This window comes from Pseudomonas sp. GM_Psu_1, from assembly GCF_026544185.1.
Classification (GTDB): domain Bacteria; phylum Pseudomonadota; class Gammaproteobacteria; order Pseudomonadales; family Pseudomonadaceae; genus Chryseomonas; species Chryseomonas oryzihabitans.
On sequence record NZ_JALNUX010000018.1, the window covers coordinates 38,710 to 57,802 of the forward strand.

Annotated in this window: 16 protein-coding genes and 2 tRNA genes; 2 read left to right on the forward strand and 16 right to left on the reverse strand. The window is 64.3% G+C overall.

Translation table 11 applies throughout. The annotated features are described in order from the left end of the window. Positions 1-3: 3 nt before the first annotated feature. From OXS31_RS21670 to ftsH, 7 genes are all read right to left on the reverse strand, one after another. Positions 4-80, reverse strand: a tRNA-Met gene (locus tag OXS31_RS21670). Positions 81-165: 85 nt separating this feature from the next. Next, a tRNA-Leu gene (locus OXS31_RS21675) sits at positions 166-251 on the reverse strand. Positions 252-267: 16 nt separating this feature from the next. Continuing rightward, positions 268-648 (reverse strand): preprotein translocase subunit SecG, encoded by a 381-nt coding sequence (gene secG / locus OXS31_RS21680; protein ID WP_027601368.1) that lies wholly within the window; start codon positions 646-648, stop codon positions 268-270. Further along, positions 648-1,406 (reverse strand): triose-phosphate isomerase, encoded by a 759-nt coding sequence (tpiA, locus tag OXS31_RS21685; RefSeq protein ID WP_027599117.1) that lies wholly within the window; start codon positions 1,404-1,406, stop codon positions 648-650. The genes secG and tpiA overlap by 1 nt, the downstream gene beginning before the upstream one ends. A gap of 66 nt (positions 1,407-1,472) precedes the next feature. Further along, positions 1,473-2,810 (reverse strand): phosphoglucosamine mutase, encoded by a 1,338-nt coding sequence (gene glmM / locus OXS31_RS21690; RefSeq protein ID WP_007162653.1) that lies wholly within the window; start codon positions 2,808-2,810, stop codon positions 1,473-1,475. Further along, positions 2,810-3,673: a dihydropteroate synthase gene (gene folP, locus OXS31_RS21695; protein ID WP_027601366.1), complete on the reverse strand. Its 864-nt coding sequence runs from the start codon at positions 3,671-3,673 to the stop codon at positions 2,810-2,812. Before folP ends, glmM begins: the two co-directional genes overlap by 1 nt. Before the next feature lie 7 nt (positions 3,674-3,680). After that, positions 3,681-5,597: an ATP-dependent zinc metalloprotease FtsH gene (gene ftsH / locus OXS31_RS21700; RefSeq protein WP_027599119.1), complete on the reverse strand. Its 1,917-nt coding sequence runs from the start codon at positions 5,595-5,597 to the stop codon at positions 3,681-3,683. Between the two features lie 531 nt (positions 5,598-6,128). Between ftsH and yhbY the strand changes: the two genes are divergently transcribed. Beyond that, complete coding sequence (yhbY, locus tag OXS31_RS21705; RefSeq protein WP_017640628.1) at positions 6,129-6,440, forward strand: ribosome assembly RNA-binding protein YhbY; 312 nt, start codon at positions 6,129-6,131, stop codon at positions 6,438-6,440. On the opposite strand, the gene OXS31_RS21710 is transcribed toward yhbY, so the two are convergent. From OXS31_RS21710 to grpE, 9 genes are all read right to left on the reverse strand, one after another. After that, complete coding sequence (locus OXS31_RS21710; RefSeq protein ID WP_051399088.1) at positions 6,428-6,880, reverse strand: hypothetical protein; 453 nt, start codon at positions 6,878-6,880, stop codon at positions 6,428-6,430. The two genes, yhbY and OXS31_RS21710, sit on opposite strands and share 13 nt — an antisense overlap. Continuing rightward, entirely contained in the window at positions 6,858-7,334 is a 477-nt protein-coding gene (gene greA, locus OXS31_RS21715; protein WP_007162658.1) for a transcription elongation factor GreA, read from the reverse strand. Before greA ends, OXS31_RS21710 begins: the two co-directional genes overlap by 23 nt. Next, the gene (carB, locus tag OXS31_RS21720) at positions 7,331-10,552 is read right to left on the reverse strand and encodes a carbamoyl-phosphate synthase large subunit (RefSeq protein ID WP_144958221.1); all 3,222 of its coding nucleotides are present in this window, start codon (positions 10,550-10,552) and stop codon (positions 7,331-7,333) included. Before carB ends, greA begins: the two co-directional genes overlap by 4 nt. Positions 10,553-10,573: 21 nt before the next feature. After that, positions 10,574-11,227 carry a leucine efflux protein LeuE gene (gene leuE / locus OXS31_RS21725; protein WP_165904698.1) on the reverse strand — a complete coding sequence of 218 codons (654 nt, stop codon included), beginning with the start codon at positions 11,225-11,227 and terminating at the stop codon, positions 10,574-10,576. Between the two features lie 24 nt (positions 11,228-11,251). Further along, entirely contained in the window at positions 11,252-12,388 is a 1,137-nt protein-coding gene (gene carA / locus OXS31_RS21730; RefSeq protein ID WP_144958219.1) for a glutamine-hydrolyzing carbamoyl-phosphate synthase small subunit, read from the reverse strand. 176 nt (positions 12,389-12,564) lie between these two features. Then, positions 12,565-13,371, reverse strand: a complete 807-nt coding sequence (dapB, locus tag OXS31_RS21735) for a 4-hydroxy-tetrahydrodipicolinate reductase (RefSeq protein ID WP_007162662.1) — start codon at positions 13,369-13,371, stop codon at positions 12,565-12,567. Between the two features lie 54 nt (positions 13,372-13,425). Beyond that, a complete protein-coding gene (gene dnaJ / locus OXS31_RS21740) occupies positions 13,426-14,559 on the reverse strand; it encodes a molecular chaperone DnaJ (protein ID WP_007162663.1) in 1,134 nt (377 codons plus the stop codon). Positions 14,560-14,671: 112 nt separating this feature from the next. Then, the gene (gene dnaK / locus OXS31_RS21745; protein ID WP_007162664.1) at positions 14,672-16,600 is read right to left on the reverse strand and encodes a molecular chaperone DnaK; all 1,929 of its coding nucleotides are present in this window, start codon (positions 16,598-16,600) and stop codon (positions 14,672-14,674) included. 93 nt (positions 16,601-16,693) lie between these two features. Further along, positions 16,694-17,257 (reverse strand): nucleotide exchange factor GrpE, encoded by a 564-nt coding sequence (grpE, locus tag OXS31_RS21750; protein WP_007162665.1) that lies wholly within the window; start codon positions 17,255-17,257, stop codon positions 16,694-16,696. Between the two features lie 166 nt (positions 17,258-17,423). Here grpE and recN point away from each other — a divergent pair, with 166 nt between their 5' ends. Then, positions 17,424-19,091: a DNA repair protein RecN gene (gene recN / locus OXS31_RS21755; protein WP_007162666.1), complete on the forward strand. Its 1,668-nt coding sequence runs from the start codon at positions 17,424-17,426 to the stop codon at positions 19,089-19,091. Positions 19,092-19,093 lie beyond the last annotated feature (2 nt).

Sequence of the window (19,093 nt, forward strand, 5' to 3'; positions counted from 1 at the left end):
AACTGGTTGCGGGGGCTGGATTTGAACCAACGACCTTCGGGTTATGAGCCCGACGAGCTACCAGACTGCTCCACCCCGCGTCAAAGCTGGAGCGAGATTATATTCAACTGAACTCTAGGAGTCAACCTACTCTCTCGCCGCGTCCTGCAGGACGTCTTTGCTATTTGGTGCCGAAGATGGGACTCGAACCCATACAGCCTGTGGCCACTACCCCCTCAAGATAGCGTGTCTACCAATTCCACCACTTCGGCATGAAACCTTTGAAACCTACTTGGACTCCTGGGGCACGTCCCCGGAAGTACCACCCTGGGCAGCGCTAGGCTGACTCAGGGGAACATCGTTACCATCCTGCTTCGGCTGAGGAGCCTGCTGGACCGGCTGAGTGGGCAGACCCACTTCGCGCAGACTCAGCGCATGGTTCTTGGCGAAGTACGCCAGACCCAAGCTAGTCGCGAAAAAAACCGCGGCTAGTATAGCAGTAAAGCGACTCAGAAAGGTAGCAGAACCTTGGCTACCAAATACGGTACCCGAGGCGCCCGCACCAAAGGATGCACCGGCTTCGGCACCCTTGCCCTGCTGCATCAATACCAGCACGATCAGGCCAAGCGCCATCAGCAAGTGGATCACGACAACTGCAGTTTCCAACATTATCCACGTCCTGCAGCGCGGCAAATCGCACTGAACTCTTCAGCATTCAGGGAGGCTCCACCTACCAGCCCCCCATCGATATCCGGCATGCCGAACAATTCGGCAGCGTTGGCGGCCTTGACACTGCCGCCATACAACAACTGAAGGCCTTCAGCGACCCCAGCATCGGCCTCGCGCACCAGGGCGCGAATCGCCGCATGAACCTCTTGCGCCTGCTCCGGCGTCGCCGTGAGCCCCGTACCTATCGCCCAGACCGGCTCGTAGGCCACGACGGCATTGGCGAACGCTGCCACTCCAACCGCATCGATGACCGCCTTCAGCTGGCCACCCACCACGTCCAGAGTGCGCTCGGCCTCCCGCTCTTCACGGGTTTCGCCGACGCAGAGCACGGGAATCATCCCGCCCTCCTGAATGGCCGCAAATTTCTTTGCCACCACCACATCATCCTCGCCCAGCAGCGCACGTCGCTCGGAGTGCCCCACCAGTACGTAGCGGCAACCGAATTCTGCCAACTGGGTCGAGGACACCTCGCCAGTCAGAGCCTTCTCGCCCGCGACGGGAGCACAGGTCTGGGCCCCCACCATCAGCGACGTTTCCGCCAACGCCTCAGCCACCCCCGGCAGATGCACCAATGTCGGAATCACCACGACATCGACACCTGCTGCGCCATCCAACCCTTTCAAGCCTGCGACCAGCGCCGACACGCCTTGCAGCGAGCCATGCATTTTCCAGTTACCGGCAACCAGGGAACGACGCATGCGTTTTACCTCAGGGAGCGAAGTGGGCGCAGATGTTACTCAATCGAAAACAGGCATGCAAGCAAATCAAGCACATACCTCGGTTATCAACTGAGCGAGGGCTTCCGCATGGGCCCGCACCTCTCGTTCGTTCTCGCCCTCGACCATGACCCGCAACAGCGGCTCGGTCCCGGATTTGCGCAGCAGCACCCGTCCCTTGCCGGCCATCTTCTCGGTCACCTCGGCACTGGCCTGCTTGACCCGTGGATGCTCCAGGGGATCCTGGCCGCCACCGAATCTCACGTTGATCAGCACCTGCGGGCACTTGCGCAGCGCCATGCGCGCCTGGGCCAGGGTCTGGCCGGCATTGCGCAGGGCGATCAGCACCTGCAGCGCGGCGATGGTGGCGTCTCCGGTGGTGGTGTACTGGCAGCAGACCACGTGCCCGGAATTCTCGCCCCCCAGCACCCAGTTGCGCTCCAGCAGTTCGGCCATCACATAGCGATCCCCGACCTTGGCGCGCACGAAGGGAATATCCAGCTCGGCCAGGCCCAGCTCGAGTCCGAGATTGCTCATCAGGGTACCTACCACCCCACCCTCGAGGCGGCCGCGGCGCTTGAGGTCGCGAGCGATCAGATAGAGGAGCTCGTCGCCATCTACCGCCGCCCCGGTGTGATCCACCATCAGCACCCGGTCGCCGTCGCCATCGAAGGCGATGCCAATGTCGGCATGCTGGTCGAGCACTGCCTGCTGCAGCCCCTCCAGGTGAGTGGAGCCGCAATCCTTGTTGATGTTGAGTCCGTCCGGCTGCACGCCCAGCACGCTGACGTCCGCCCCCAGTTCGCGGAAGACGCTGGGCGCGATCTTGTAGGTAGCGCCATTGGCGCAATCCAGCACGATCTTCATGCCGGCGAAGCTGGTCCCGGTAGGCACACTGCTCTTGCAGAACTCGATGTAGCGCCCGGCGGCATCATTAATGCGCGAGACCTTGCCGATACGCGCCGAGTCGACCACGGTCATGGGCGTATCGAGCAGTTCCTCGATCATGGTCTCGAGTTCATCGGGCAGCTTGGTGCCGGCGCCGGAAAAGAACTTGATGCCATTGTCGTAGTAGGGATTGTGCGACGCACTGATAACGATGCCGGCGCTGGCCTGGAAGGTCCGCGTCAGGTAGGCGATCCCTGGCGTGGGCATGGGACCGAGCAGCATGACGTCGGCGCCGGCGGCGGACAGCCCGGCTTCCAGTGCCGATTCGAACATGTAGCCCGAGTTGCGGGTGTCCTTGCCGACCAGCACCCGGCAACCACCGCGGCTGCGAAAGGCGATACCGGCCGCCCAGCCCAGCTTGAGCATGAAATCCGGGGTGATGGGATACGTCCCGACCTTGCCGCGAATGCCATCGGTTCCAAAATACTTTCTTGCCATCAGTTCTGTTCCTGCCTGAAGCCTTCGACTGCGGTGATCATCTTCACCACGTCCACCGTTTCCGCCACATCATGGACCCTGAGGATCTGCGCGCCCTTGACCAGTGCCAGGGCCGCAAGGGCCAGACCGCCCGCCAGACGACCTTCCACAGGCCGCCCGGTGACCGCGCCGATCATGCTCTTGCGCGAGACACCCACCAGCAAGGGTAGCCCAAAGGCGAGCAACTCGGCCTGTCGCCTGAACAGTTCGAGGTTGTGCTCGAGGGTCTTGGCGAAGCCATAGCCTGGATCCAGCACCAGCCGCTGACGGGAGATGCCGACCGCTTCGCAGCGGGCCACCTGCTCGGCGAGAAAGGCGCCTACCTCGCCTGCGACATCGGCATAGACGGGCGCCTGCTGCATGGTGCCGGGCTCGCCGCGCATGTGCATCAGGCAGATCGCCAGGTCGGTCGCGGCCGCCGTCTCGAGGGCACCGGGCCGACGCAGCGAGCGCACGTCATTGATCAGACCGGCACCCGCCCTGGCGCCTTCGCGCATGACCGCGGGCGTGGAGGTATCCATGGAAATCACGACATCGAGCTCGCGGGCGATCGCCTCGATCACCGGCACGACCCGATCGAGCTCTTCCGCTTCGGATACCGCGGGCGCCCCCGGGCGCGTGGACTCGCCCCCGACATCGATGATGGCCGCACCCGCCGACACCATTCCCTCGGCATGGCGCAGGGCGCTCTCGACCGCCGTATAGCGACCACCATCGGAAAAGGAGTCGGGAGTGACGTTGAGGATGCCCATGACTTTGGGCGCGTCAAAAACAAGAACCCGATTGCCGCAAGGCAATCGGGTCGAAGGAAGCGGATTGAACATGGGTGTTTCAGTGTTCTCCGGCCGGACCACCGATGGGGGTTTCCGGACGATCGCTACCACTCTGCGGCGCCGGAGCGTCACCGGTAGGACCGCCACGGTCATGCCAGTCACGCGGCTCACGCGGGACCTTGCCGGCCATGATGTCGTCGATCTGATCGGAGTCGATGGTCTCGTACTTCATCAGGGCATCGGCCATGAGTTCGAGCTTGTCGCGGTTCTCGTCCAACAGGCGCTTAGCCGTGCCATAGCAGTCGTCGATGATCCGGCGAATTTCCAGGTCGATCTGCTTGGCGGTCTCGCCCGACATGTTGCCGGCGCCGCCACCACCCGAACGACCCAGATAGCCTTCGTTCTCTTCCTCGCCATACAGCAGCGGGCCGAGTTTCTCGGACAGGCCCCACTTGGTGACCATGTTCCGCGCCAGGGAGGTCGCGCGCATGATGTCGTTGGAGGCACCGGTGGTCACCCCCTCGAAGCCCAGGGTCATTTCCTCGGCGATACGGCCGCCGAACAGCGAGCAGATCTGACTTTCCAGCGCACGCTTGGACAGGCTGTAGCGGTCCTCCTCGGGGAGGAACATGGTTACGCCCAGTGCGCGACCACGAGGAATGATGGAGACCTTGTAGACCGGATCGTGTTCGGGCACCAGGCGACCGACGATGGCGTGACCCGCTTCGTGGTAGGCGGTGTTGCGCTTTTCCTTCTCGGACATGACCATGGTCTTGCGCTCGGCGCCCATCATGATCTTGTCCTTGGCCAGCTCGAACTCGCGCATATCGACGATGCGCTTGTTAGCGCGGGCGGCGAACAGCGAAGCCTCGTTGACCAGGTTGGCCAGATCGGCACCGGAGAAACCCGGGGTACCGCGGGCGATGACGCCGGCGTCGACGCGCTCGCCGACCGGCACCTTGCGCATGTGCACCTTGAGGATCTGTTCGCGACCACGGATGTCCGGCAGACCGACCACCACCTGGCGATCGAAGCGACCAGGACGCAGCAGGGCCGGGTCGAGCACATCAGGACGGTTGGTGGCAGCGATGACGATGATGCCATCGTTCATCTCGAAGCCATCCATCTCGACCAGCAGCTGGTTCAGGGTCTGCTCGCGCTCGTCGTGACCACCGCCCATGCCGTTGCCACGATGGCGACCGACCGCATCGATCTCGTCGATGAAGATGATGCAGGGCGCGTGCTTCTTGGCCTGGTCGAACATGTCACGGACACGGCTGGCGCCAACACCGACGAACATCTCGACGAAGTCCGAACCGGAAATGGTGAAGAACGGCACCTTGGCCTCACCGGCCACGGCCTTGGCCAGCAGCGTCTTGCCGGTACCCGGCGAGCCGACCATCAGCACGCCACGGGGAATACGACCACCCAGGCGTTGGAACTTGCCTGGATCACGGAGGAATTCGACCAGCTCGGTGACTTCTTCCTTGGCTTCGTCGCAACCGGCGACATCGGCGAAGGTGGTCTTGACCTGGTCTTCCGACAGCAGTCGCGCCTTGCTCTTGCCAAAGCTCATGGGACCGCCGCGACCGCCGGCGCCTCCCTGCATCTGGCGCATGAAGAACATGAAGACGGCGATGATCACCAGGATCGGGAAGCTGGCCACCAGCAACTGAGTCCAGATGCTCTGCTGCTCGGGCTGCTTGCCGGTGATGGTGACGCTATTGTTGACCAGGTCGCCGATCAGGCCATTGTCCTGGATCGCCGGACGGATGGTCTTGAAGGGATCGCCATCACGATGCTTGCCGGTGATGACATAGCCATCCACGGTCACGCTCTCGATCTGCCCGTCCTTCACCTGCTGGATGAAGTCGGAGTAGTTGAGCGTCTGGGGTTCGTTGGGGCTGGAGAAGTTGTTCATCACGGTGACGAGCACCGCGGCGATGATCAGCCACAGGATCAGATTCTTTGCCATGTCGTTCAATTGACTACCCTCTGCGCCGGTTTCGTGGGTAAACCGTTCGAAGCGAAACCGGCAGTGACCGGTAAGTTACTACACAAAGCCTGGCCCACGGCAGACATCGTCTGTAACGCTATATGAGTCTTCTGCCTTTGACTCTAGGGCAAGGCAGACGTTGCGGCCATCAATTCTCTCAATTGCCCCTAAAACCGCGACCCAATAGATATTGCTGGCGCGATCTGGTCCCGCGACGCGGACGGCGGCGCCAGAGCCCTGCTCGAAGGACTCACGCCATCTTCGTCCCGCAGGCCCCTGGATCGATCCATCGCACTCAGCTCGCTCATATGGGGGCCCCATGAAAAATAACAAGGCCCTTCGATGCTCGAGACGAGGTCTTCCTGGCGCACCGACTTGACCGGAGGCCCGTCGCGGTGTTCCTTGAGCCGACCAGGCAGGCGTTGCAGGGCGCGCGGGTAAGTTTTCGCGTATCGCTGGGCGGCACGTGGCAGCTGGGATAAACTGTCCGGCTTTTATCCGGGGTGAATTATGGCGCTCAACAACGAGCTTAAAAAGCGGTTCAAGGCGATCGGTCATCAACTCAAGCCGGTGGTCACCATCAGCGAGAACGGCCTGAGCGAAGGCGTGCTGGGCGAGCTCGACCGTGCGCTCAACGATCACGAGCTGATCAAGATCAAGCTGGCCGTCACGGAGCGGGAAGACCGCCGGGCCCTGATCGACGAACTGTGCGCGTCGAGCAAGGCGGAGCTGGTGCAGGTCATCGGCAAGATGGCGCTGATCTACCGCAAGGCGCGCGAGCAGAATCGCAATCTCTCCAACGTGGTGCGCTATACCGTCTGATTGCCCGGCGCACGCCCGGGAACGGGCTGCAGCACCAGGATCAGACCGCAGAGCAGCAGGACCAGGTAGCCGGCCAGGGCGGTCGGCCCGGTCCAGAAGCGCGCCAGTTCGTTCTGCAGCACGACGGCCAGCGCACTGGCCAGCAGCAGCTGGCCGCGCAGATCGCGCCACAGGGCGCCCACGCCGGCCCACCACACCAGCACCACGATCTGGGTAAAGACCCCACCGCCTGCGGCGCTGAGCATCATGCGCAGCAACTCTTCACGCCCGGACTGGATCAGCAGCGGTGCCCAGCCCGCCTGGGCGAGCGCCACGGGGATGCACAGGTGCAGGGCGACCAGCGGGCCGACCCAGAACACCTGGGCCAGCTGCCAGGCTGCAGCGAGCAGCCTGGCGAGCCAGCCTCCGGCGCGACGATCAGACGTGACGGACGGCGACAATTTCGTATTCGACATCGCCACCCGGGGTCTTCACCAGCACCACGTCCCCTTCTTCCTTGCCGATCAGGGCGCGGGCGATGGGCGAACCCACCGACAGCTTGCCCTGCTTGATGTCCGCTTCGTCGTCACCGACGATCTGGTAGGTCACGGTCTCGTCGGTCTCGGTGTTGGCGATCTCCACGGTGGTACCGAAGATCACCTTGCCGGTGTGCGGCAGGGCGGTCACGTCGATCACCTGGGCATTCTGCAGGCGCCCTTCGATATCGCGGATCCGCGCCTCGACCATGCCCTGCTGTTCGCGGGCGGCGTGGTACTCGGCGTTCTCCTTGAGGTCACCCAGCTCACGCGCTTCGGCGATGGCCTGGGTGATCTGCGGACGCAGCTCGGTCTTGAGGTGCTTGAGCTCGTCCTCCAGGGCACGGGCGCCCTGGACGGTCATGGGGTACTTGGTCATGCCTTAACTCCTGCATGCAGATCTTGCAGCCGGCGCACGGTCTTCTCGGCGCCGAATTTCAAAGCTTCGCAAATGGCCTGGCCGCCGGCAATGGTGGTGGTGCAGCACAGCTTGTGCTGCAGCGCGTTGCGGCGGATCGAGTAGGAATCGGCGATGGACTGCCGGCCTTCGGTGGTGTTGATGATCAGGGTGACCTCGTCGTTCTTGATCATGTCGACCACATGGGGACGGCCTTCGGTCACCTTGTTCACGCGACGCACCGGCAGACCGGCCGCCTCGATCACCCGCGCGGTACCGGCGGTGGCGACGACCTCGAAGCCGAGGCCGACCAGATCGCGAGCGACCTGCACGGCTTCGGGCTTGTCGTCGTCACGCACGCTGATGAAGGCGCAGCCGGAGTTCGGCAGGATCTCGTTGGCACCCAGCTGGGCCTTGGCGAAGGCTTCGCCGAAGCTGTCGCCAACGCCCATCACCTCACCGGTGGACTTCATCTCCGGGCCGAGGATGGGGTCGACGCCGGGGAACTTGTTGAAGGGGAAGACCGCTTCCTTGACGCTGAAGAACGGCGGAATGATCTCCTGGGTGAAGCCGACTTCGGCCAGGGTCTTGCCGGCCATGACCCGGGCGGCCACCTTGGCCAGGGACTCGCCGATACACTTGGAGACGAAGGGCACGGTACGGGAGGCGCGCGGGTTGACCTCGATGACGTAGATGTCTTCGCCCTGCACGGCCATCTGCACGTTCATCAGACCGATCACGCCGAGCTCCAGGGCCATCTTCTTGACCTGCTCGCGGATCTCGTCCTGGATGTGCTTGGGCAGCGAATAGGGCGGCAGCGAGCAGGCGGAGTCACCGGAGTGCACGCCGGCCTGTTCGATGTGCTGCATGATGGCGCCGATCACCACGGTCTGGCCGTCGCACACCGCATCCACGTCCACCTCGATGGCGCAGTTGAGGAAGTGGTCGAGCAGCACGGGGCTGTCGTTGGACACCTTCACCGCTTCGCGCATGTAGCGCTTGAGTTCTTCTTCCTGGTAGACGATCTCCATCGCCCGGCCGCCCAGCACGTAGGAGGGACGGACCACCATCGGATAGCCGATGTTCTTGGACAGGGCCAGGGCCTCGTCTTCGCTGCGCGCGGTGGCGTTGGCCGGCTGACGCAGGTTCAGGCGCTGCACCATCTGCTGGAAGCGTTCGCGGTCTTCGGCGCGGTCGATGGCGTCGGGGCTGGTGCCGATGATGGGCACACCGGCCTCTTCCAGGGCACGGCAGAGCTTGAGCGGGGTCTGGCCGCCGTACTGGACGATGACGCCCTTGGGCTGCTCGACGCGGACGATCTCCAGTACGTCTTCCAGGGTCACCGGCTCGAAGAACAGGCGGTCGGAGGTGTCGTAGTCGGTGGAGACGGTTTCCGGGTTGCAGTTGACCATGATGGTCTCATAGCCGTCTTCACGCATGGCCAGGGCCGCGTGCACGCAGCAGTAGTCGAACTCGATGCCCTGGCCGATGCGGTTGGGACCGCCGCCGAGGATCATGATCTTGTCGCGACCGCTGGGCTTGGCCTCGCACTCTTCCTCGTAGGTGGAGTAGAGGTAGGCGGTATCGGTGGCGAATTCGGCGGCGCAGGTGTCCACCCGCTTGTACACCGGCAGCACCTTGAGCTTGTGGCGATGGGCGCGCAGGTTCTTCTCGGTGACGCCGAGCAGCTTGGCCAGGCGCGCATCGGAGAAGCCCTTGCGCTTGAGCTTGCGCATCAGCTCGTAGTCGAGGTCGGCCAGACCCAGGGTCTTGATGCGCTCTTCGTCCTTGATCAGGTCTTCGATCTGTACCAGGAACCAGGGATCGATGCGGGTCAGCTCGAAGACCTTGTCCAGGCTGTAGCCCTGGCGGAAGGCGTCGCCGATGTACCAGATGCGATCGGCGCCCGGCACGGTCAGCTCGCGCTTGAGGGTGCCGTCGGCTTCGGGATCGGCCGGATCCAGCTTGGGATCGAAGCCGACCACGCCGACTTCCAGGCCACGCAGGGCTTTCTGCAGGGATTCCTGGAAGGTACGGCCGATGGACATGACCTCGCCCACGGATTTCATCTGGGTGGTCAGACGGGCATCGGCCTTGGGGAATTTCTCGAAGGCGAAGCGTGGGATCTTGGTGACCACGTAGTCGATGGCCGGCTCGAAGGACGCCGGGGTACGACCGCCGGTGATGTCGTTCTGCAGCTCGTCCAGGGTGTAGCCGACCGCCAGCTTGGCGGCGATCTTGGCGATGGGGAAGCCGGTGGCCTTGGAGGCCAGTGCCGAGGAACGCGACACCCGCGGGTTCATTTCGATCACTACCATGCGCCCGGTGTTGGGGCAGATGCCGAACTGGACGTTGGAGCCGCCGGTCTCGACCCCGATCTCGCGCAGCACCGCCAGGGAGGCGTTGCGCATGATCTGGTATTCCTTGTCGGTCAGCGTCTGGGCCGGGGCCACGGTGATGGAGTCACCGGTGTGCACGCCCATGGGATCGAAGTTCTCGATGGAGCAGACGATGATGCAGTTGTCCTTCTTGTCGCGGACCACCTCCATCTCGTATTCCTTCCAGCCGATCAGGGATTCGTCGATCAGCAGTTCGTTGGTCGGCGACAGATCCAGACCACGAGTGCAGATTTCTTCGAATTCCTCGCGGTTGTAGGCGATGCCGCCACCGGTGCCACCCATGGTGAAGCTCGGCCGGATGATGCAGGGGAAGCCGACCTTCTCCAGCACGCCGTAGGCTTCTTCCATGCTGTGGGCGATGCCCGAGACCGGGCAGGCGAGGCCAATGTCCTTCATGGCCTTGTCGAAGCGCGAGCGATCCTCGGCCTTGTCGATGGTGTCGGCGTTGGCACCGATCATCTCGACGCCGAATTTCGCCAGCACGCCATGCCGCTCCAGGTCCAGGGCGCAGTTCAGCGCGGTCTGGCCACCCATGGTCGGCAGCAGGGCGTCGGGGCGCTCCTTCTCGATGATCTTGGCCACGGTGGCCCACTTGATCGGCTCGATGTAGGTGGCGTCGGCCATGGCAGGGTCGGTCATGATGGTGGCCGGGTTGGAGTTCACCAGGATGACGCGGAAGCCTTCCTCGCGCAGGGCCTTGCAGGCCTGGGCGCCGGAATAGTCGAACTCGCAGGCCTGGCCGATGACGATGGGGCCGGCCCCGAGGATGAGGATGCTCTTGATGTCTGTACGCTTAGGCATGGGCTTCTCGAATGCAGGTAATCAGGTCAGGGTCGCGGTGGCCAGCTTCACACCGAACCCCACGAACAGGGCGCCGACGCCACCGGTGGCGCCCGCGCTGAGGCGACGCCGCTGACGGAACCAGGCCGCCAGGCGAACGCCGCAGAAAATCAGGAACGACAGGTAGCAGAAGCTGATCGCTTCCAGTACCGCGCCCAGCACCAGGAAGGACAGCGCCGGATGGGCGTAACCGGGGTCCACGAACTGGATGAAGAAGGAAACGAAGAACAGGATCGCCTTCGGGTTCGACAGGCTCAGCAGCAGCGCCTTGCGGAACGGCTGGTGGACGTCTTCGCGCAGGGTCGCCTCGGCCTGGCCCTGGGCCGGGCTGCGCCAGGACTTGAGTCCGCCGCGCAACATGCCCCAGCCGAGGTAGAACAGGTACGCCGCGCCCAGATACTTGAGGATCTGGAAGAACAGCGGCTCGGCCTTGAGCAGCGAGGCGACGCCCAGCGCCGAGAGCAGCATCAGCACGGCGTCACCGAGGAACACGGCCGAGGCCGCCTGGTAGCCGCTGCGAATGCCGCGCTGGGCACTGGTGGCCAGCACGAAGAAGGAATTGGGGCCGGGCAACAGGATGACGAACAGGGTCCCGACCACATAGGTCCAGAAGTCGATGACACCCAGATTCGCCAGCATGAGCGCTACCCTCCTCCCGTCTTAGCGGCGTGCCGCCATGGCCTGGATGAACTTGTCGAACAGCGGCGCCACGTCGTGCGGGCCAGGGCTCGCCTCGGGGTGACCCTGGAAGCTGAAGGCGACCTTGTCGGTACGCTCGATGCCCTGCAGGGTGCCATCGAACAGCGACTTGTGGGTGGCCCGCAAATTGGCCGGCAGGCTGGCCTCGTCCACGGCGAAACCGTGGTTCTGACTGGTGATCATCACCACGCCGCTGTCGAGATCCTGCACCGGATGGTTGGCGCCGTGGTGACCGTTGGGCATCTTCACCGTCTTGGCGCCGGAAGCCAGGGCCAGCAACTGGTGGCCCAGGCAGATGCCGAACACCGGAATCTCGGTTTCCAGGACGTCCTGGATCGCCTTGATGGCGTAGTCGCACGGCTCGGGATCGCCCGGGCCATTGGCCAGGAAGATGCCATCGGGTTGCAGCGCCAGGGCTTCGCTGGCCGGGGTCTGGGCCGGCAGCACGGTAATGCGGCAGCCGCGGGCCACCAGCATGCGCAGAATGTTTAGCTTGACGCCATAGTCGAAGGCCACCACGTGATAGGGCAGCTGCTCGGCCGGGATCTCGGCGTGGCTGTCGGTTTCCAGCGACCAGACGCCGGAGCGCCACTCGTAGCGCTCCTTGACGCTGACTTCCTTGGCCAGGTCCATGCCCTTGAGGCCGGGGAAGGCGCGGGCCAGTTCCAGGGCGCGCTCCTCGGTGGCGTCTTCGCCGGTAAGAATGCAGCCATCCTGAGCGCCCTTCTCACGGAGGATGCGGGTCAGTCGACGCGTGTCGATACCGGCGATGGCGATGGTGCCGTTCTCCTTGAGATAGTCCGGCAGCGACTGCTTGTTGCGCCAGTTGCTGGCCAGCAGCGGCAGATCGCGGATGATCAGCCCGGCGGCCCACACCTGGGCGGCCTCGCCATCCTGCGGCGTGGTGCCGGTGTTGCCGATGTGCGGATAGGTCAGGGTGACGATCTGCTTCGCATAGGAAGGATCGGTCAGGATTTCCTGGTAGCCGGTCATGGCGGTGTTGAACACCACTTCGCCGACCGTGTGGCCGTCGGCACCGATGGATTCACCGCGAAAGATGCTGCCATCGGCAAGTGCGAGTATGGCTGGCTTAGTCAAGAAGACCTCCGAAAATCAAGCCTTGGCGGGCAAACGCAGGGTGCAAAAAAACGGGATGACATCTCGAAGAGTCATCCCGTTTTAATGTTGTGATTTCATTCTGCGCTAGCTTTTAGTGGATACACTAAAGCTGCATTGTACACGAATTGATCACGGCTGGCACCCCCGCAAGGGGATCAGCGCAACTCCAGCACGTCCTGCATGTCATATAGCGCCGGCTGTTTGTCCTTGAGCCAGAGGGCCGCGCGCACCGCGCCCTTGGCGAAGGTCATGCGGCTGGAGGCCTTGTGGGTGATCTCGACCCGCTCGCCTTCGCTGGCGAACAGCACCGTGTGATCGCCCACCACGTCGCCAGCGCGCACGGTGGCGAAGCCGATGGTCTGGCGGTCGCGGGCACCGGTCTGGCCCTCGCGGCCATAGACGGCCACCTCTTCCAGATCGCGACCCAGCGCCTGGGCAACGACCTCGCCCATGCGCAAGGCGGTCCCCGAAGGCGCATCGACCTTGTGCCTGTGGTGCGCCTCGATGATCTCGATGTCGACCTCGTCACCCAGCACGCGGGCGGCGGTGTCGAGCAGCTTGAGGCAGAGATTGACGCCGACGCTGAAGTTGGCGGCGAAGACGATGGGAATTTCCTTGCTCGCTTCCAGCAGGGTCAGCTTCTGCTCGGCGGTGAAGCCGGTGGTGCCGATCACCATGGCCTTCCTGGCCTTGCGGCAGAGCGCCAGATTCTGCAGGGTCACGTTGGGATGGGTGAAGTCGATGAGCACATCGAAATCATCCAGCACCCGCGCCAGATCGCCCGACAGCATCACTCCGTTGCGGCCGATACCGGCGAGTTCGCCGGCGTCGGCACCTACCAGACTGCTTTCCGGGCGATCCACCGCGGCGGTGAGACCGGCAGCGCCCTGGGTCTGCTGGACCGCTTCGATCAGGGTCTTGCCCATGCGCCCCGCGGCGCCCATTACAGCTATACGTCGCATCATCAGCTCCAGGCTGCTGGCCGGGCGCCGCCTCGCGACGGCGCCCCTGCCGGTTTAGAGGTCGTCGAAGAAGCGCTTCATGCCGTCGAACCAGCCACTGGCCCGGGGCGAATGGGAGCTGTCGCTCTGCAGGGTGTTGCGGAATTCCTCGAGCAGCTCGCGCTGGCGCCGACTCAGGTTGACCGGAGTCTCCACCACCACCTTGCACATCAGATCGCCGGCGCCACCGCCACGCACGGGCGTCACGCCCTTGCCGCGCAGGCGGAACATCTTGCCGGTCTGGGTGCCCTCGGGAATCTTCAGCTTGACGCGGCCATCCAGGGTCGGCACTTCCAGCTCGCCACCCAGGGCGGCGTCGGTGAAGTTGATCGGCACCTCGCAATAGAGGTGCTTGCCGTCGCGCTGGAAGATCGAGTGCTCGCGCACATTGACCACGACATAGAGGTCGCCACTGGGGCCACCCAGGGTCCCCGCCTCGCCTTCGCCGGTCAGGCGGATGCGGTCGCCGGTGTCGACGCCTGCGGGCACCTTGACCGACAGGGTCTTCTGCTCTTCCACGCGCCCCTGACCATGACAGGCGTTGCAGGGCTCGGGAATGATCTTGCCGCTGCCGTGGCAGCGCGGGCAGGTCTGCTGGACCGAGAAGAAGCCCTGCTGCATGCGCACCTGGCCGATGCCACCGCAGGTGGGGCAGGTGGACGCCGAGGTACCCGGCTTGGCGCCATTGCCATCGCAGACCTTGCACTCGACCAGGGTGGGCACGCGAATGGTGACCGTGGTCCCACGCACCGCCTCTTCCAGATCCAGGTCCAGGGTGTAGCGCAGGTCGGCACCGCGCTGCGGGCCGCCGCGTCCACCGGCGCCACCGCGTCCGCCAAAGAAGTCGCTGAAGACATCGCCGAAGATGTCGGAGAAGCTCGCGCCTCCCGCCGCGCCACCGAAACCGCCGCCGCCCATGCTCGGATCGACGCCAGCATGGCCGTACTGGTCGTAGGCCGAGCGCTTGCCCGCATCGGACAGCACTTCATAGGCCTCGGCGGCCTCCTTGAACTGCTCTTCGGCAGCCGCGTCCCCCGGATTGCGATCCGGGTGGTATTTCATCGCCAGGCGTCGGTAGGCCTTCTTGAGCTCGGCTTCGCTGGCGCCGCGCTCGACCCCGAGCACCTCATAGTAATCACGTTTGGCCATAGACTTTCTGCACCTTAAATTTTCTCACCCTCCAGACACGCCAACGCGGGAGCAGGCTCCCGCGTGGCGGATCCGACGGGCCGAAGCCCGCCAGGTGCGGTAAGCACGGGGCTTACTTGTTGTCCTTCACTTCCTCGAACTCGGCATCGACCACGTCGTCGCCGGGCTTCTTGGCATCACCGTCCGCCTTGGCCGAGGCGCCTTCGGCACCGGCGCCAGCGCCCTGCTCGGAATAGAGCTTCTGGGCCAGCGGCGCGGAGGCCTGGGACAGGGCATTCATCTTGGCTTCGATGGCGTCCTTGTCGTCACCGCGTACGGCGGTTTCCAGTTCGCCAATGGCCTTCTCGATGGTGCTCTTCTCTTCCGCGGTGGCCTTGTCGCCCGCCTCGGTCAGCATCTTGCGGGTACCGTGCACCAGGGCATCGCCCTGGTTGCGGGCCGCGGCCAGCTCTTCGAACTTGCGATCCTCGTCGGCATTGGCCTCGGCGTCACGCACCATCTGCTGAATCTCTTCCTCGGACAGACCGGAGGACGCCTTGATGACGATGGACTGCTGCTTGCCGGTGGCCTTGTCCTTGGCGGACACGTTGAGGATGCCGTTGGCGTCGATGTCGAAGGTCACCTCGATCTGCGGTACGCCACGCGGCGCCGGCGGGATCTCGGCCAGGTCGAACTTGCCCAGCGACTTGTTCTGCGCGGCCTGCTTGCGCTCGCCCTGCAGCACGTGGATGGTCACGGCGCCCTGGTTGTCGTCGGCGGTGGAGAATACCTGCGACTTCTTGGTCGGGATGGTGGTGTTCTTCTCGATCAGCGCGGTCATCACGCCACCCATGGTCTCGATGCCCAGGGTCAGCGGGGTGACGTCCAGCAGCAGCACGTCCTTGACGTCACCGGCCAGCACGGCGCCCTGGATGGCGGCGCCGATGGCGACGGCTTCGTCCGGGTTGACGTCCTTGCGCGCTTCCTTGCCGAAGAAGTCGGCCACGCGCTTCTGCACCAGCGGCATGCGGGTCTGACCGCCCACCAGGATGACCTCGTGGATGTCGGAAACGTCCAGACCGGAGTCCTTCAGCGCCGTGCGGCAGGGCTCGATGGTGCGCTCGACCAGCTCTTCCACCAGGGACTCCAGCTTGGCGCGGGAGACCTTGACGTTCAGGTGCTTGGGACCGCTGGCATCGGCGGTGATATAGGGCAGGTTGACGTCGGTCTGGGTAGCCGAGGACAGCTCGATCTTGGCTTTTTCCGCAGCTTCCTTCAGGCGCTGCATGGCCAGCGGGTCACCCTTGAGGTTCATGCCGCTTTCTTTCTTGAATTCCTCGACGAGGTAGTCGATCAGGCGGATGTCGAAGTCTTCGCCGCCCAGGAAGGTGTCGCCATTGGTGGCCAGCACCTCGAACTGATGCTCACCGTCGACCTCGGCGATCTCGATGACCGAGACGTCGAAGGTACCGCCGCCCAGGTCATAGACGATCACGGTGTGGTCGCCCTTGGCCTTGTCCAGGCCATAGGCCAGGGCAGCCGCGGTGGGCTCGTTGATGATGCGCTTGACGTCCAGACCCGCGATGCGACCGGCATCCTTGGTGGCCTGGCGCTGGCTGTCGTTGAAGTAGGCCGGGACGGTGATGACCGCTTCGGTCACGGCTTCGCCCAGGTAGTCCTCGGCGGTCTTCTTCATCTTCTTCAGGACTTCGGCAGACACCTGCGGCGGCGCCATCTTCTGGCCCTTGGCCTCGACCCAGGCGTCACCGTTGTCCGCCTTGACGATCTTGTAGGGGACCATCTGGATGTCTTTCTGCACGACGTTTTCTTCATAACGCCGGCCGATCAGACGCTTGACCGCGTACAGGGTGTTCTGCGGATTGGTCACCGCCTGGCGCTTGGCCGGCTGGCCAACCAGGGTCTCGCCGTCGTTGGTGTAGGCGATGATGGACGGCGTGGTACGGGTGCCTTCGGCGTTTTCCAGTACTTTGACGTTGCCGTTTTCGAGGATCGCGACGCAGGAGTTGGTGGTCCCCAGGTCGATACCGATGATCTTGCCCATGTAGTCTTCTCCAGAAATCTCAGATTCCGCGCGGCCCGCTCAGGGGGCCTTTGATGTTCGCTTGCCTACCAGATGGGGCCGAGCGAAAGAATTTCAAGCCTTTTCGTCGATGCTCGGCTGCTGCGCTGCAGGTGCCTTGCTGACTACCACCATCGCCGGCCGCAGCAGGCGACCATTGAGCAGATAGCCCTTTTGAAACACCTTGAGGACGCTGCCCGGCTCGGCGGTGGCGCTCTCCTCCATGGCCATGGCCTGGTGGTGTTCCGGATTGAAGGGCGCGCCGTGGGGATCGACAGCCTCGACCTGATAGCGCTTGAGGGTGTCCTGCAGCATCTTCAGGGTCAGCTCCATGCCTTCGCGCATGGGCTTCAAGGTCTCGTCGGTGGCGTTGGACAGTTCCAGGCCACGCTCCAGGCTGTCGAGCACCGGCAGCAGGTCGCCAGCGAATTTTTCCAGGGCGAACTTGTGCGCCTTCTCCACATCCTGCTCGGCGCGACGACGCACGTTCTGCAGTTCGGCGACGCTGCGCAGCGACTGGTCCTGGGCCGCGGCGAGCTGCTCTTCGAGCGTGGCGACGCGGGCGGCGAGATCCTCGTGCTGGACGTCGCCCTGGGCGGCTTCGTGCTCGGGGGTCTGGGAGTTCTGTTCGTCGGCCATGGAGTCCTCCTGTGATATTGCCGGTGGGCGCGCCCTCTAATGGACATCGCCTTGATCGATGGCGCCTATATGGGGCCGCCGGCCGGCGCTTCAAGAGCTGTATGGATTGCCAGTGCCCGAGAGGCACTGTATAAACAACCAGAAAACCGCCTTCGGAGATCGTCGCATGCTGGTGCATCTGTCCGTCCGCAATTACGCCATCGTCGAACACCTCGACCTCGACCTCGAGCGCGGCATGACCGTGATCACGGGTGAAACCGGCGCCGGCAAGTCCATCATGCTGGACGCCCTCGGCCTCACCCTGGGCGATCGCGCCGACAGCGATGCGGTCAGACCCGGCGCCGACAAGGCCGATGTCCTGGCCAGCTTCGACACCACCGATATCCCCGAAGCGCGCCAGTGGCTCGCCGAGCGCGACCTGGAGCAGGACGGCCCCTGCCTGCTGCGCCGCGTCATCACCCGCGAAGGGCGCTCGCGCGGCTATATCAATGGCTCGCCCTGCCCGCTGGCCGATCTCAAGACCCTCGGCGGCCTGCTGATCGATATCCACAGCCAGCACGAGCACCAGTCATTGCTCGGCCTCGACACCCATCGCCGCCTGCTGGACGAATACGCCGGCGCGGGCGAGCTGGTCCGCCAGGTGCAGCTCGCGGCCCAGCGCTGGCGCCAGGTGCGCCAGACGCTAGAACGCCTGACCCGCAACGGCGACGAGCAACGCGCCCGCCATCAGCTGCTCAGCTACCAGCTCGAAGAACTCGACAACCTCGCCCTGGCCGAGGGCGAGTTGCAGGCCCTGGAACAGGAGCAGAGCGATCTGGCGAGTGCCGAGCACATCCTGCTGGCCTGCCGCCAGGCCATGGACCTCTGTACCGAAAACGAGCAGGGCAATGCCCTGTCGGCGCTCAATGCCAGCGTGGCGCGCCTGACCGCCTTCGACCGCCCGCCGGCGCAGATCCAGGAGGCCAGCAACCTGCTCGCCTCCGCCCAGATCCAGATCGAGGAGGCGATGAACGAACTCAATCGCTTCGTCGATCATTTCGAAGCCGACCCGGAGCGCCAGCAGGCAGTGCAGGAGCGCCTGGACAGCGTCTACAGCCTTGCCCGCAAGCATCGCGTCCAGCCCGAGGCCCTGCTGGAGCTGCACGAACAGCTGCGCAACGAACTGCAATCCCTGGACGCCGACGACGTCGCCCTGGAGCGCCTGCAGGAAGAACTGACGGCCTTCGAGCGCCACTACCAGGAGAAGGCCGGCGAACTGAGTCGTCTGCGCGAGCAACGGGCGCCGGAGCTCGCGGCCGCGGTCGAGACCGAGATGCAGCGCCTGGGCATGCCGGGTGGCCGCTTCAGCATCACCCTCACGCCGGGCAGTACCGGCGAACCCCAGCCGCTGGGCAACGAGGGCGTCGAATTCCGCGTCAGCGCCAACCCGGGCCAGCCCCTGCGCCCGCTGGCCAAGGTTGCCTCCGGCGGTGAACTGTCGCGTATCAGCCTGGCCATCCAGGTCATCACCGCCCAGACCTCGCGCACACCCACCCTGGTGTTCGACGAGGTGGACGTCGGTATCGGCGGCCCCACCGCCGAGGTGGTCGGCCAGCTGCTGCGGCAACTGGGTGAGCGGGGCCAGGTGCTGACGGTGACCCATTTGCCCCAGGTGGCGGCCCAGGGTCATCAACACCTGTTCGTACACAAGGAGCGCGGCACCGACGAGACGCGTACCGCGGTGGCCAAGCTCGACCGCGCACGGCGCGTGGAAGAGGTGGCGCGCATGCTGGGTGGTGTCGACCTGACCCGTGAATCCCTGGCCCACGCTCGCAAACTGGTGGTCAGCCGCTAGAC